Origin of the sequence: Vagococcus allomyrinae (assembly GCF_017829975.1) — a bacterium.
Taxonomy (GTDB): Bacteria; Bacillota; Bacilli; order Lactobacillales; family Vagococcaceae; genus Vagococcus_D; species Vagococcus_D allomyrinae.
In genome coordinates, this window is record NZ_JAEEGA010000018.1 from 90,616 (window position 1) to 104,984 (window position 14,369).

Consider the following 14,369-nt stretch of genomic DNA (forward strand, 5'->3'; position numbering starts at 1 on the left):
GGAAAGCTGGTTCTCACTACAAAATTTTATCTAATTCTTATCTGCTGGGAAGACAACCTCAACCTGTTGACGCAGGTCTTCCATAATGGTGTGGACGGTTTGAGCGATAACCAACCACTCTTCATAAGCCGCTTGCCAGTTTGGATCCTGAGGCTGAGTGATGACGGCCGCAAAATCACGGGCTTCCGCAATCATTGGCTGTTCTTCTGGGGCAGCTTCCACTACTGAAAATTCCGCTTGTTGGCGATTGTAGACTTGGATTGATTCAATGCTGTTGACGGCATTTAAGACTATGGTTTCCTTCAGACTGTAAATCTCTGAAGGTAAGAAACTATTGCCGATTTTTCCTGTCATCAAGTTAACATCAAAATTGGCATAGCGTAGAATGATCGTGCCGATACCATCCACTCCGGTTGGCACTTTACGGGCAAAATAAAAGGCGCTTTCTGGTTTACCAAACCAAGCTACGGCTGCATAGACAACGTAAACACCTAAGTCCATCAAAGCGCCACCTGAAAAGGCAGGGGAAAAAATATTTGGCTCTTCACCGGCTAAAACTAAATCATAACGAGAGGAGTACTTCATAAAGCTAAAATTAGCCCCAATAATCTCCTCTGGTTGCGGTAAAATCTCACTGACTTTTTTAAAGCTGGCTTCATGTATATTACGAGCTGCTTCAAAGTAAAAACATTGTTTCTCTTTAGCTAATGCGATCACTTCTGCTAATTCTGCAGAAGTGGAAACGGCTGGTTTTTCAACAATAACATGTTTCCCATGTTCGATGGCCAACTTTGACTGCTGAAAATGCAGGCTGTTTGGGGACGCAATGTAAATCACATCCAATTCGGGCATACTGACAAACTCGATTAAGTCTGTCTTAACAGTTGACACCCCATAGGGCTTGCCAAAAGCCAACGCTGATGATTCCTTTCGAGAATAAATCGCCGTCAATTCATATTCCTTTGAGGCAATTGCGGCATCCACAAATTGATTGGTAATCCAGTTTGTGCCAATAATTCCTAATTTAAGCATCTCTCTACCTCCATTTATTGGGATCTTCTTCCCTTGTTTCCCCTTTAGGGGATTGGGCATCTTAATCGTTGGGATCACTAAATTCTGCCGAAAGATCGAAGGGAACGGCCCCTTTAAGTTCAATCGTCGCCGGGGTCACCTCACAAGTGTAAGCTAAAATCTGTAACCCTGAATCGTGATCAGCCATGGCCGTTGCCAAGGCTGGCTGCATCTTTTGGTGAATCGTGGCGAGCCGAATGTCTGCCATCTGTACGATGAATAAAACATAGACCTGATAGCCCTCTTTCCCTAAAGCGATTAATTCTCGCACGTGTTTTAAGCCCCGCTCTGTTGGTGCATCTGGGAAAGCACCGATTTGATGATTTTCCAAGGTCATGCCCTTTACTTCAACGATCACTTTTTCTGCTTGATCTGTCTCTAAATATACATCAAAACGGGAGCGATTAAAAGTTACTTCTCTTCTAATTGTCGCAATTTCTCCGACTATTCCTGGAAGGCTTATTTGCCCCCCTCGGATTCCTTCATAGGCCAGCAAGTTTGGAACCTGGCTGTCAATGTTAATCCAGTTCTGCCCTTTTTTTACGGCAATCAGGTCATAGTCGGTTTTACGGGTGGCCGAAGCTTGATAACTGACTGCTACGTCAACCCCTGGATAAAACAGTTCACGACAGCGACCAGTATTTTTAACATGGACGACAATTTCCCGGTCTTCACTGGGTAAATAACAATGGGCGATAAACCGATTTTTCCGCTCAATTAGCTGCGCTACTGCCACTTTTGGGTAAGTTACTTTCAATTAACTGGCCTCCTTTCTAGTGTGCCACTCCTTAACCTCTTAATTATACACTAAATTTTCATTAAATAGTCCCTAAGATGGATAGTCAAAGTCCTGGCGATGAGTTATGATAAGAGCATAAAAGGAAAGCTATACTTCTGAAGTATGTTACAGGCGGTATGTTGCTTATGAAAAGGTGGGAATTTTATGGCTAAAAAACACTGGTCGGTCTTTCTAGGCCTCTCTCTCGTTGCAGGCGTTGCAAGTTCGCTTCTCTTAAAAAGAAATAAAGACTCTCAAGCAACGTTGCCACAACATTATCAGGGAACTTGGTGGTTTATTGATCAACAACAAAAGGTTCAGCATTCCTTAGAGGTGTTACCTGATTTTTCTTTAAAAATCGATGGTCGGCCTTTGCCTGCTGAATTATTAGAGTTAACGGCTGAGCGCTTGGTTTTGCAAGATCAATATGGCTATCATTTAGTGATTAACTGTCGTCTTCAAGAACCGGTTGACTTTTATGATGAGGCAAATGACAGCACCTATCTTCTTGAAAAAAAACCTTAATTACTTGTCGACAACAAAAATAAGTCACTTCCGTTAATTTGGAAGTGACTTGTTTCTTTATATTAAGTCGTATTCTTTAAAAGCGTTATAAAGACCATCCGCTTCTAAATCAGTTGTAATAAAATCAGCGATTTCTTTCAAACCTGCTTTAGCATTCCCCATGGCAATCCCCACTTGGCACAATTCCAACATCTCTTTGTCGTTCATGCCATCCCCAATTCCCAGCGTTGATGCTAACGGCATGTTCAGATGATTTAATAGAAATTCAATGGCGATTCCTTTATGGATTCCTGGCACCATCAACTCGCCACTATCATCGCCAAAAATTGGCACGGTACAGTGAATCACGTCGAATTCACCGGCAAATTCTTGTTGAATCTCGCTAAAAGGCACTGCTGAGTTTTCTAAGAAGCAAGCTTTATTGACATCATTGCGATACAACTGCTCATCGCTAAAGGTGATTTTCTCCAAAAATGGGTGCTTGCCCTGTTTGGCTTTCTCGGCTTCTGTCATTCCTTGAGTGACCAAGTCAGTTAAGTGTTGTTCCAACTGAACATTTCCATATAAACCACCGTTTGATTCCAAATAAAAACTAAAACCTTTTTCCACAAAATAATCAACCATATGGCGAACACTGTTATCGGCTACTTGACGATGAAAAATCATCTCCCCTTGAGATTCAATAAAACCGCCACCTGCTCCAATAACTCCGTCAAACCCAACGGCTAATAAGTGATCGTAGATCTCCGGTTTGGATCGTCCAGTACATAAATAAAGAAGATGCCCCTTTTCTTTTGCTTTGTGGATCGCTTCCTGCGCTGACGCCGGAATTTGTTCATGACGATCAACGAGTGTGCCGTCGATGTCGATAAATACTATTTTTTTTTCCATACAAGCCTCTTTCTTCAGCTCTCATTTATCACTTAGAGCTTTTTCAGTCAGTCTTTTCTGATACTCTCTAACTGTACCGATTTCTTGATAAAAAAACTAGGGTTTCTTGTTTTTTTATAAAAAACAAAGACAAAAAGGGCTAAAAATCATGCCTTATCTCACATCCACTAATCTCATCTAGCTATCAGTGGGAAAATTAAAGAAGCCACAAGACATCGTGGCTTCTAAATTTAATCCGTCATTTTTGCTAGGCGATAAGAGACTGAGCGTCCAAATGGAAAGACTTGGACACCTGTTAAACCTTCTTTAGTTAGAAATGCGATCGATCCTTGATAGACTGGGGCAATGGCAGCTTCTTGACCAATTCCCAGCTTCTCCGTCGCTAAGAGTTGTTGCCAGCGTTCTTCTGGTTTGGTCGCCAAGTCGGCTTTTGCGGCTGCAATGCCTTGATCGTACTCAGCGTTGCTAAATTTGCCAAAGTTTAAGCCGCCAGTTGATTCGTAGACTTCCAAGAAGTTGATTGGATCAGCATAATCTGGGGTCCATGTGCCAAAGAAGAAATCAAAGTCACCCGCTCGATTTAAATCTAAGCGCTGAGCAACTGGGACGTGTTTGATGGTTACTTTCAATCCTGGCAAATTGCTTTGCAACTCTGCTTGAAGAAACTCAACGGTTTTTTTAGCGGTTGGTGAATCGGCTGACAAAAGCTCTAATTCGATGGTTTCTTTGCCTAATTCTTTTTTAGCTGTTTCCCAAGCGGCTTGAGCTTTTTTCACATCGTAAGTTAACAAATCACCGTTCTCTTCGCGAAATTCCTGATCTGTTTCCGGGTTCTTAGCATAATTATTAGGCACTAAACCATTAAGAGCGATTGATCCATCGGCTAATATATTGTCGGCAAATTTCTCTTTGTCGTATGCTTGAGCAATCGCCAAACGAGCCTGGCGATTACCTGTGATTTCCCGCTGGGTGTTAAAGCCAATATAACCGATCAAGGCTTTAGGAACAGCTTGAAATTCTGGTTCATTTTTCTTTTGAGTGGCGTATTCATCACCAATCACGGTGAAATCAACGTCGCCAGCCTCAAACAGACTAACCCCTGTGCCGATCTCTTTAATCACACTAACATTAATTTCAGCAAGCTGAACGTTGTCAGCATCCCAATAGCGATCATTTTTAGTAAAGACCCATTCATTATTTGTGCCATCCCAGCCACTAATCGTGAAAGGACCATTGCTTAAGACTTTCTCGGCATCAGTGCCGTAATCCGTCCCTAGTTTTTCTGCAAAGGCCTGATTTTTAGGTAAGAAAGGCGTTCCTGTCAGCAATTTGGCTAAGTAAGGGGTTGGATTTTCAAGGGTGATTTCCAAGTGAGTGTCATCTAGGGCTTTAACGCCTAATTCGGCCAGCTCCCCCTTGTCTTCACGAATGCTTTTGGCGTTTTTAATCACGTCCATCTGATTAGCACTTGGCGAACCGTAATCAGGGTCGACGACATTCTGAAAAGCGTAAACAAAGTCAGCAGCGGTCACCGAGTCGCCATTACTCCACTTTGCCTCGCGAATTTCAAAGGTGTAAACTCGCTGATCCTCAGATATTTGAGGCTCTTTGGCAGCCATGGCCAGCTCTGCTTCATTGTCTGAGTCCACTCGATAAAGTCCTTCAATAATTTGACCAATCGTATCTGAACTGTAAACATCACTGTAAAGTGCACTGTCCAAGGTAGCCAGTTCGCCACCAGAGGTCACGTTTATAACAGACTGGCTTTTGGCTGTCTCCTTTGGTTTCTCTGCTTCCTTGCTGGTGCCACAAGCGGCTAATAAGCCAAGGGTCATGACAACTCCTACTAATACTCTAATTTGTTTCATTCCATCATCTCCGTTCTTTCTTTGTCTATCTCTGCCCTTACAAAGAGCTGTTTCTAAAACCCATATTACTTATATTGTAATCCACTTAAACTTTCTAAACAATTTATTTGTCTTTTGCGGTATAATAGGTGTAACGTGTTAGGCACTAGATTATGTTTAAGGAGTTAGTTTATGAAAAAATCATGGATCTTCACAGGCTTATTTGTCCTGATGATTCTTATTATGGGTGGGTTATTCTATTGGAAAAACTATTATCTTACCCCCCTTAAATCAAATAAAGCTGAAATCAAAGCCACTCTATTAGACAAGGCTGACGCTTTATTTAATGCCGAAGATGAGGATTTTCTAGCAAAAAATCTGGAAGAAAAAGAAATTACGGCGCTTTCAGATGAATTAAGTCGCATTTTGGTGGCGCAAAACATCAGCCCTCAGGATCTGACAGCAACCAAACAGCAAGATTTAGCGGATGCTCAAACTAAAATTGAGCTGGCCAACCAAAAACTCGGAAACCAACTGCGCTTAAACGGGATGTTTTTGGCTGAAGACTTTAGACAAACAACGCCTGGGGAAGCGACTGGAGCCGTTGATGTGGACAAAGTTTTTGAAGAAGGAGACACAAGGGAGAGTGCCGACAGCAGTGCTGCTAAAACGAGTGACAGCAGCTCACGCACGAAGCTAAAGGATATTTCGGAAAAAGTCGCTAAAAACACCTTGGTGGCCATTAATGGCAGTGAGCACAACGCCTTCTTAATTATTTCAGACACTTTGGTCCAAGCAGACATTGATACCTTCAAAAAAAGCTTTGACGCAGAGTCTGCAACTGGCTCATGGGCACAAACCATGACAGCTATCTTAAAAAACGCTGAAGACCAGCTGACCACTTATGACACTGCCAAGGCCAAAGTTGCAGAGTTGTTTGATGGGACAGAGGTTCGTTACGATATTACCAAAGAAGCTTTCCAAGAGGTTTTAAGCCAAGTTGAAAAAGTTTACAGCCCGACTCGTCAAGAAGAACTGATGGAACAAATGGAAAAAGTAGCGGAAGCTATTGGGGCAGAAATGTTAAATCGGGATTTTATTTTTGAAAATCTCAGTGACAAAGAGGGAGTCACTTTTGAGGCTAAACAGACCAATTCTGACTGGTGGACAGGACCGATTTCTTTCAGTGTCACCGTCAAAAATGACACCTCTAAGAATATTTCCTTTTCATATGGTCGTTTGGCGATTTTGAAGTCGACCAACACCTTCCACAGTTCTCAGTATACCTTACGAAGTGACGCAGATCGTTTCGTGATCAAGAAAGGGGAAAGTTTTACGATCGACTCCTTGCAATTTAAATTCCCGACTGAAGCTTTGGTGAACAGCAGTCGTGGCAGTCAGTTGGCTTATATCTTGGATAAAGAAGAAGTCAGCACCCCGACGACGATTATTATTGCCAATGTCTTGATGAATGAAAAACCAACGACCACCAGCTCATCAGATACTCAAGAAGAGCCGATGCCTAGTTTAGATGTGGCCGCCATTCAAAATCTTCGAGAAAAGTTATTGGATCTTGATGTCACGGCCAATTCGATTACTGATGTGGATATGCAGGGTTTAATCGACCAAGCTGCTAAAGAGAATCTGGATGAAAATGGTTTGATTAAATTAGTCTGTGATTACTTACAATTGGATTATCAACAAGTCATGGCAGATGCGGCAGCTAAAGCTAATTCCAGTGGCACAACAGAGTAAAAAAGGTCTGACAAGGAAAAATCTTGTCAGACTCTTTTTTATTTTGGTCGTGCTAGTTGATAAGTCTCTCCCATTACGCCATAATTAGGTCCTGCTAAGCGGGCAATTGGTTTTAACTTCAGAACATCGAGATAATTTGTCTTTGGATCAAAGACTTCTTCGTTAAAATAATAAGCCAAAATTTCCAAAATAAATAAATCGGTGATAATTTGACTTTTATCTTGATTATAGATCGGCACATGCTGGTAAACTTTTCCTTCAAAGCGAACCTTGGCTTCTGCGATTGCCGGCACTGTCACGCGACGACTGGCAACGGTTGTGACGTCCAGCTTAGTCAATTCACTTTCATTTCGAGGCAGACTGGCCGAGCTGTCGTTCATTTCCTGAAGCAACTGATCGTCTACTAGGTGAATAACCCCTTCACCTGTTTGACTAAGGTTGTACGCGGTATCTTTTTGTTGCCCTCCTTCGCGCATGATACTGAGGGAAACTAAAGGAAGATCCTTTGAGACAATTGAAAACAGGCTAAAAGGGGCAAGATTCACCACTCCTCCGTCTGGCGATAAGGTGCTGACCCAAGCGATTGGCCGCGGGACGACACTACCGCTTAACAGCTTATACTGTTGCTCGGGGGATAGTTGTTCACTTTCATAATGAATCATCTACATCAACTCCTCTAACCACTTTTGGGCGGCTAGTAGCTCGTCACGCGTTAGACCATGACTCATGGGAGCCTGATAAACACTGACAGCCGCCGCTCGTGCCTCAAAGACTTGAACTAATTCAGCAAAAGTCTCTTGTGGAACAATCGGATCTAACTCGCCATAAGACAACCAGACTTTGCTTTCTGAAAGGGAAAATTGTTGGGTGTGTTTGCCCAAAGACATCGGATGAAAGAGCAGGCCGCGACGGAAGCTGTCCGCTCGTTCTAGCATCAGGTGGGCGCCGATATTGGCGCCATTGGAATAGCCTAAAATAATCATTTCAGATCGGTCTAATTGGTACTTTTCGGCTAACTCGTTGATCTCTTTGAGCAACTCATCGCTTTGTTTTTCCAAATCCACCAGATCAAACTGTCCTTCAGCAAAGCGACGAAAATACCGATTAGCCCCTCCTTCGCTGACTTTCCCCCGAATGGCCAACAAAGAAGCATTAGGTGCGAGACTAGTTGCCAGTTCCACTAAAGAATGTTCATCGCCACCAGTTCCGTGAAGCAATAAGAGAGTGGGATAACGACGGTCCTTTTCAATAAAAAGATGGCTCATGTTAATTACCTCGACTTGTATCGAATGGTCGTACCGCACTTTCAATGACCGCTCGTTTACTTTCTAAAAATGGTGGCAGTGATAAGCTTTCACCTAAGGTCTCATAAGGTTCATCGCCCATAAAGCCTGGCCCATCAGTCGCAAACTCAAAGAGAATATAACCTACTCGAACGTAAAGTGATTCAAAATAGAAACGATCGACATAACCTGAGTGATGCAGGCCATCCTCTTCCAAGATAGTTTCCCAATGTCTCAATGCTTCTCGGTCTGGCACGCGAATGGCAACGTGGTGAACTTCGCCATAACCTTGTTGGGCATTGCCAGATTGATGGTCTTCTTTGACAATGATTGATCCACCATTCCCACCTTGGCCTACTTCAAATAACGTGTAGTCCCCTTCTTTTGCTACTTCTCTAAAGGCCAATTTATCAACTAACCAGTGTCTTAACTTGGTATAGTAACTTACTGTTAATTCAACTGGACCCAGTCCGACAATGGCGTACTCGTGAGGCACTGGTCCCTTTTGCCAAGGAATGCCTGGGGCAACGCCCTGATCCCCTTCATCTGAGAATAAGTGGTAACGTTGATCGTCAAAGTCACTAAAACGAATCCCCTTTTTGCCAAAGGTCTCACTGATGCCTTCGTGTTTAACCCCAAATTCATCCAGACGGTTCACCCAGTAATCAAGTGCTTTGTCACTCGGCACTCGCAAACCTGTTCGCGAAATTGAATTGTTCCCTTGAATGCCTTTAGGATTATTAGGAAAATCAAAAAATGTCATATCCGTTCCTGGGTTGCCCCGGTCATCGGCAAAAAAAGTGTGATACGTTTGAATATCATCTTGATTAACTGTTTTTTTCACCAAGCGCATGCCAAGGACTTCAGTAAAGAAGTGGTAATTTTTTTCGGCACTGCTCGTCATTGCTGTTACGTGGTGTATACCTAGTATATCGTGTTTGTTTGTCATTGTGATAGCCTCCATTTTTAAAGTAACTTACTTTATGTAAGCATAATACCGTGCCACAACTTTAATTGCAAGTGATATGCATAATCGTTTAATTACAGGCTAATAACAGGCTCTTTTAGTCATCTTGATGCAGTTCATCCACTTGCGCAATCATGGCATCAAAGTAATAGGCTTCGAGCATTGCCACTTCTTTTGCCGAAATATCATAAGCAATGCAAAAGTAGTCAATGTCAATGTCAATATTGTTAATGTCGGTAATTAATAAATCATAGTTAGCATTTATTTCTTGGCGGGCATCGTCGAAGGTGCTTTGAATGAGTCTAACATCAAATCGATTCGCAAAGGTATTTTTTATGACGTTCCAGTTGTTGGCTACAATGATATTATTATATTTACCATAAATGGCTACTTTTAGTTTGGGTTGGATGCGATGACCAGTGGTTAAAAAATCATCCGTTGCACTAAAGACGTTATACAGAAGTTGATCGGTGGTCAAGTCCAAACGAGGGGCGACCTTTGCGGCAATTCGCGAGACGGTCAGATAAAGGTACGGCACCAGCTTTTTGATGTTTGGTAGTAGGTACTCTGACTTATCTGTTAAGATTGAGACAGTGTAGTACTCTCCAACAGCGATGTTGTACACATTAAAAATAAACCACTCTTTGTAATTAAAATGAAAACCCAACTCATTCTCAATTTGGTCCGCCAAGTCAGCATAGATTTCATAAGTATGCCTCACTGCGGGTTTCTCTTGAACTATTCTATGAAATTCGTCAATTCTAAAACAGGTATAATTGCCCTCTTTCGACCGCCAAATATCCCGGAAAAAGTCATAAACCTCCGTCAGCTCCGCCAACTCTGATAAACGGCGATTGTAGGTGGTGATCGACTCTTGATAAACTTCTTGGCTAGGCTCTCGCTGATACTGATTTTGGCTATTTTGTTTCATTCTAAAGACACGAATGACGCCGTAGAGGACTAACAAATTACGATTCATTGGTAAAATCGATGCCCCTTCTGCTTGATGCAGCTGATCAATCGCCTCCTTAATCGGTTCAATTAGTGTCTGATCCAAGGGTAAATTAGCATCGTATTTCGCCAAAAAGTAACTTCTAAAGTAAGCTGTAATCCACTGTTCGTCACCTTGAATTGCCAGCGGATTAGTGGTTATCCAAAATCCCTGCTCTTTAATCACTTGGTTTATTTGACGGATCGCCTTACTGACAACTGTCGGACTGGAATACATGGCGTCAGCCAGTTCCGCAATATCCGTGTAGGTATGTAAAAACAGGACTTCTAATAGGCTAAAATGAAGGCTATCCGACAATAATAAGGAATGAATAAATTTAAACGAATAGCCTTGGGGAATGATTAACTTAACCCCTAATTTAGTTGAAGCGGCAATTTCAATTGGTTTCAAAATAGTATTGAGATATTTGATGTCTTCTCGTAAGGTTCGTTCGCTATAGCCAGTGGCTTCGCTGATTTTTTCCAGCGTCACCCAATCATTTGTGTGGAGATAGGTAATCATCTCCAGCATCCGCATGCCTTGTTTACCTAATAGTTTTTTCATTGATGCTCTCCTTTTTTAACGGGGTACTTCTGGTAGATTATTTCAAATAACCAGTGCCACTAATTTATTTAGATAACTCCTAGTGACTTGATAGAATTAATATAGCATTAACGAACTGAAATTAACACTAAAAAACTGGCAGCCACAGCTCCTTTGGTGGCTACCAGTTTCAATTTATTCGTAATCCGCTTCTTCGTTAAACTGACTGTTATACAATTGCTCGTAGAAACCACCATCTGCCAATAAACTGTCGTGGGTTCCCTGCTCAATGATTTCGCCTTGATTCATCACTAAAATCAGATCGGCATCGCGAATCGTTGACAAGCGGTGAGCAATCACAAAGCTCGTACGTCCTTTCATCACTCGGGTCATGGCTTTTTGAATGAGTGCTTCTAAGCGAGTATCAACTGAACTCGTCGCTTCGTCCAAAATCAAGATTTTCGGATCGGAGATGACTGCACGGGCAATCGTCAGCAATTGTTTTTGGCCTAATGAAACATTGGAGGCCTCCTCATCAATTTCCATCTCATAACCTTTAGGCATGGTTTTGATAAAGTGGTGAACATTGGCCGTTTTGGCCGCATCTACCACTTCATAATCCGTAGCATCCAGTTTTCCAAAACGAATGTTTTCGCCAATCGTGTCGTGATATAACCAAGCATCTTGTAAGACCATGCCGAATATTTCTCGGACATCACTACGATTCATCCGCTGAGTGTCGATACCGTCAACTTTAATAGCCCCTGAATTGACGTCATAAAAGCGCATCAACAAATTGATTAAGGTGGTTTTACCAGCACCGGTTGGCCCAACAATCGCCACTGTCTGCCCCGGTTTCACTTCAAAACTCAAGTCTTTGATCAAGGGTTTAGCCGGATCATAGCTAAAGGCGACATGGTCAAAGACAACATGCCCTTCAATGACCTCAGGCAAAGGTTGATCCACATCGTTTAGGCGTTCTTCTTTTTCATCCAGGATCTCAAAAATCCGTGTGGTTGAAGCTGAAGCACTTTGTAACACCGCCGCTAACTGAGTAATTTGCCCCATCGGTTGATTAACTTGCCAGATGTACTGAATAAAGGCTTGTAAGTTTCCGATAGTTAAGCTACCTGCAATAATAAAGAAACTTCCCGTAATGGCGATGGCAATATAGGCCAAATAAGAGGTTAATTGGACCAAGGGCATCATCAATCCCGAGATAAAGGCCGATTTAAAGCCATAGCGGGATAACCGATGGCTGACTTCTTTAAAGCCTTCCAAAGTCTCTTTTTCTCGTCCATAAAGCTTTAAAACATTAAATCCCGTCATATGTTCGGTGACATAACCGTTTAAATCCCCTAAGGCATTTTGTTGCCCTTGGAAATATTTTTGTGATTTAGACACGATAAAACGAGAAATAAACAGTGAGGCTGGTATCATCAAAATGCTCATTAAAGCCATCTGGATATTTAAAACAAACATCATGGTGACAGCCATAACGATTCCCAGAATGGCCGTCACAATGGCAATAAAACTCTGCTGCAAAGCATTGCTTAAGGCATCTACATCATTGGTCACTCGCGATAAAACTTCCCCTTGTTGATGGGTATCAAAATAAGAAACTGGCAAGCGATTGATTTTTTCAGCAATGTCTCGCCGTAAATCCTTCATGGCTCCTTGAACCACTTTGGTCATCATCACGACGGAAAAATATTGAGCTGCACTATAAAAGACAGTGATCGCCAAAATAGCAATGATGGTTTTCATAATATAAGGGAAGTTAATGCCTTCACCTTTTAAGACATTTTTCAAAATTTCCGTTGTCGGCAATCCTGTTACATAAGGCAACAGCACATTCAAACCGACCGATCCTACCGTAAAAAGGACCGCTAACCAAAACTTAACTTTATATGGGCTGATATACGTCCATAATCGTTTTAATGATTTGATTGATTTTTTCATGCGAGTTCCTCCTCTGATAATTGAGATGAGGCAATATCATAATAAATCTCACAGGATTTTAAAAGCTCGCGATGGGTGCCAATCGCCACCACGTCTCCTTCATTTAACACCACAATTTTGTCTGCTTGCATGATCGTACTAACCCGTTGAGCCACGATTAAGACAGTTGAAGTGGTGGTTTCTTTTTTCAAGCGAGCACGGAGATTGGCGTCTGTTTTATAGTCCAAGGCTGAAAAACTATCATCAAAGACATAGATGGCCGGCCGCCGGATAATCGCTCGAGCAATGGCTAAACGCTGTTTTTGTCCACCGGAAAAGTTCGCTCCCCCTTCAGATAGGAGTTCATCATAGCCATCAGCTTTTTGGGAGATAAACTCTGTTGCCTGAGACACTTCTGCCGCATAATGTAAATCTTCCTCGGTGGCGTCGGCTTTACCAAAGAGCATGTTTTCACGAATTGTTCCCGTAAAAAGTAAGGCTTTTTGAGGAATAAACCCGATTTTTTGGCGCAAAGCGGTCAAGTTATAATCTTTGACATTCACCCCATCAATTAAAATATCCCCCTTGGTCGTGTCATAAAAACGAGGAATCAATTGAATCAAGGTGGACTTACCACTACCGGTACTGCCGATAAACGCGACAGTCTCGCCAGGATTAGCCGTAAAGCTAACATCGCGAATGACTGGGCTTTCTGTGGCTCCAGGATAAGCAAAGGTCACATTTTTAAATTCAATCACACCTTGAGTCGCTGTCTCTTTGACGCCATCAGGATTTTCTGAAATTGAGGTAACGGTGTCCAAAACTTCTTGAATCCGATTGGCGGACACAGCTGCTCGAGGGTACATCATAAAGACCGATGCAAAAAGCATAAAGGAGAATAAGGCATGGAAGACGTATTCAATAAACGAAATCAGTTTTCCTACTTCTAGTTGCCCCAAATCGATTTGCTTCGCACCAAACCAAATAACCAATACCATGATGATATTAAATAAGAAATAAAAACCAGGTTGAGCCACAGCTACAAGCTTAAACAATTTCGTTGAGCTAGCAGCGTAATTTTCATTGACGTCATCAAAGCGTTTTTCTTCAAATTTTTCATTAACAAAGGCCCTGATTACCCGCAAACCTGATAAATTCTCACGAAGTATCATGTTAATTTTATCGAGATTCTTTTGCTGTTTCTCAGATAGAGGTTCTGAAATTCTGGCAATGATGATTACTCCCAACAACAAAAAGGGAATCGCAAAAAAAACAAATTTTGAAAGTGACGCACTTTCTCTCATGATCATGTAGAGACTTGCGGCAAACATCATCGGTGTCATAAACCCTAATCGTAAAAACTGGCCTAAAAACATCATCACTTGGTAGGCGTCGTTTGTGGTTCTAGTAATCAGTGATGAGACACCTAATTTTTCATACTCTTGATGAGAATAAGTTTGCATGTTTTCAAACATGTCATCCCTGATGTCAATAATAATTGAGGTGTTTAATTTTGCACCAAAGTAAGTCAGTAGCATATTGAGGGTAATTCCGACGGCTACAATGGCAAGCATGAAGAGCCCCATCATTTTGACGTAGTCAAAGTCTTTTTGTTTGACCCCGATATCAATCATCCGACCCAGCAGTGTGGGCAGCCCTAACTCAATGATAATAAAGCCAAACACACATAAAAAATTAAAGAATAACAATTTTTTGTGGCGCATGGTGTATTTCCACATTAATTTCAACTAATCATCTCCTATTCGTGATTGTTTTG

The 14,369-nt window shown here is 42.0% G+C and carries 12 protein-coding genes; 2 read left to right on the forward strand and 10 right to left on the reverse strand.

Features of this window, described 5'->3' with window-relative positions:
- Window positions 1-30 precede the first annotated feature (30 nt).
- Window positions 31-1,032 carry a Gfo/Idh/MocA family protein gene (locus tag I6N95_RS21975; RefSeq protein ID WP_209531516.1) on the reverse strand — a complete coding sequence of 334 codons (1,002 nt, stop codon included), beginning with the start codon at window positions 1,030-1,032 and terminating at the stop codon, window positions 31-33.
- Window positions 1,033-1,093: 61 nt separating this feature from the next.
- Entirely contained in the window at window positions 1,094-1,828 is a 735-nt protein-coding gene (gene sfsA, locus I6N95_RS21980) for a DNA/RNA nuclease SfsA (protein ID WP_209531517.1), read from the reverse strand.
- Between the two features lie 186 nt (window positions 1,829-2,014).
- Here sfsA and I6N95_RS21985 point away from each other — a divergent pair, with 186 nt between their 5' ends.
- Window positions 2,015-2,374, forward strand: a complete 360-nt coding sequence (locus tag I6N95_RS21985; protein ID WP_209531518.1) for a DUF4828 domain-containing protein — start codon at window positions 2,015-2,017, stop codon at window positions 2,372-2,374.
- Window positions 2,375-2,431: 57 nt separating this feature from the next.
- On the opposite strand, the gene I6N95_RS21990 is transcribed toward I6N95_RS21985, so the two are convergent.
- A complete protein-coding gene (locus I6N95_RS21990) occupies window positions 2,432-3,265 on the reverse strand; it encodes a Cof-type HAD-IIB family hydrolase (RefSeq protein WP_209531519.1) in 834 nt (277 codons plus the stop codon).
- Window positions 3,266-3,495: 230 nt separating this feature from the next.
- Complete coding sequence (locus I6N95_RS21995) at window positions 3,496-5,133, reverse strand: peptide ABC transporter substrate-binding protein (protein WP_209531520.1); 1,638 nt, start codon at window positions 5,131-5,133, stop codon at window positions 3,496-3,498.
- Between the two features lie 171 nt (window positions 5,134-5,304).
- On the opposite strand from I6N95_RS21995, the gene I6N95_RS22000 reads away from it, so the two are divergent.
- Window positions 5,305-6,867, forward strand: a complete 1,563-nt coding sequence (locus I6N95_RS22000) for a hypothetical protein (protein ID WP_209531521.1) — start codon at window positions 5,305-5,307, stop codon at window positions 6,865-6,867.
- A gap of 38 nt (window positions 6,868-6,905) precedes the next feature.
- Here I6N95_RS22000 and I6N95_RS22005 read toward each other — a convergent pair whose 3' ends face one another.
- From I6N95_RS22005 to I6N95_RS22030, 6 genes are all read right to left on the reverse strand, one after another.
- The gene (locus I6N95_RS22005) at window positions 6,906-7,529 is read right to left on the reverse strand and encodes a flavin reductase family protein (RefSeq protein ID WP_209531522.1); all 624 of its coding nucleotides are present in this window, start codon (window positions 7,527-7,529) and stop codon (window positions 6,906-6,908) included.
- Window positions 7,530-8,132 (reverse strand): alpha/beta hydrolase, encoded by a 603-nt coding sequence (locus I6N95_RS22010; RefSeq protein WP_209531523.1) that lies wholly within the window; start codon window positions 8,130-8,132, stop codon window positions 7,530-7,532.
- A gap of 1 nt (window position 8,133) precedes the next feature.
- Window positions 8,134-9,099: a ring-cleaving dioxygenase gene (locus tag I6N95_RS22015; RefSeq protein WP_209531524.1), complete on the reverse strand. Its 966-nt coding sequence runs from the start codon at window positions 9,097-9,099 to the stop codon at window positions 8,134-8,136.
- A gap of 115 nt (window positions 9,100-9,214) precedes the next feature.
- Complete coding sequence (locus I6N95_RS22020; RefSeq protein WP_209531525.1) at window positions 9,215-10,672, reverse strand: AcpB/EbpR/MafR family transcriptional regulator; 1,458 nt, start codon at window positions 10,670-10,672, stop codon at window positions 9,215-9,217.
- 174 nt (window positions 10,673-10,846) lie between these two features.
- Window positions 10,847-12,613 carry an ABC transporter ATP-binding protein gene (locus I6N95_RS22025; RefSeq protein WP_209531526.1) on the reverse strand — a complete coding sequence of 589 codons (1,767 nt, stop codon included), beginning with the start codon at window positions 12,611-12,613 and terminating at the stop codon, window positions 10,847-10,849.
- Complete coding sequence (locus I6N95_RS22030) at window positions 12,610-14,340, reverse strand: ABC transporter ATP-binding protein (protein ID WP_209531527.1); 1,731 nt, start codon at window positions 14,338-14,340, stop codon at window positions 12,610-12,612. The genes I6N95_RS22025 and I6N95_RS22030 overlap by 4 nt, the downstream gene beginning before the upstream one ends.
- Window positions 14,341-14,369: the final 29 nt, after the last annotated feature.

Excerpts from the sequence above, each read along its gene's own strand:
- I6N95_RS22020 (WP_209531525.1), bottom strand. The coding sequence starts at position 10,672 with ATGAAAAAACTATTAGGTAAACAAGGCATGCGGATGCTGGAGATGATT.
- I6N95_RS22005 (WP_209531522.1), bottom strand. The coding sequence starts at position 7,529 with ATGATTCATTATGAAAGTGAACAACTATCCCCCGAGCAACAGTATAAG.
- I6N95_RS22010 (WP_209531523.1), bottom strand. The coding sequence starts at position 8,132 with ATGAGCCATCTTTTTATTGAAAAGGACCGTCGTTATCCCACTCTCTTA.
- I6N95_RS21995 (WP_209531520.1), bottom strand. The coding sequence starts at position 5,133 with ATGAAACAAATTAGAGTATTAGTAGGAGTTGTCATGACCCTTGGCTTA.
- I6N95_RS22000 (WP_209531521.1), top strand. The coding sequence starts at position 5,305 with ATGAAAAAATCATGGATCTTCACAGGCTTATTTGTCCTGATGATTCTT.
- I6N95_RS21975 (WP_209531516.1), bottom strand. The coding sequence starts at position 1,032 with ATGCTTAAATTAGGAATTATTGGCACAAACTGGATTACCAATCAATTT.
- I6N95_RS22015 (WP_209531524.1), bottom strand. The coding sequence starts at position 9,099 with ATGACAAACAAACACGATATACTAGGTATACACCACGTAACAGCAATG.
- I6N95_RS22025 (WP_209531526.1), bottom strand. The coding sequence starts at position 12,613 with ATGAAAAAATCAATCAAATCATTAAAACGATTATGGACGTATATCAGC.
- I6N95_RS21985 (WP_209531518.1), top strand. The coding sequence starts at position 2,015 with ATGGCTAAAAAACACTGGTCGGTCTTTCTAGGCCTCTCTCTCGTTGCA.
- I6N95_RS21990 (WP_209531519.1), bottom strand. The coding sequence starts at position 3,265 with ATGGAAAAAAAAATAGTATTTATCGACATCGACGGCACACTCGTTGAT.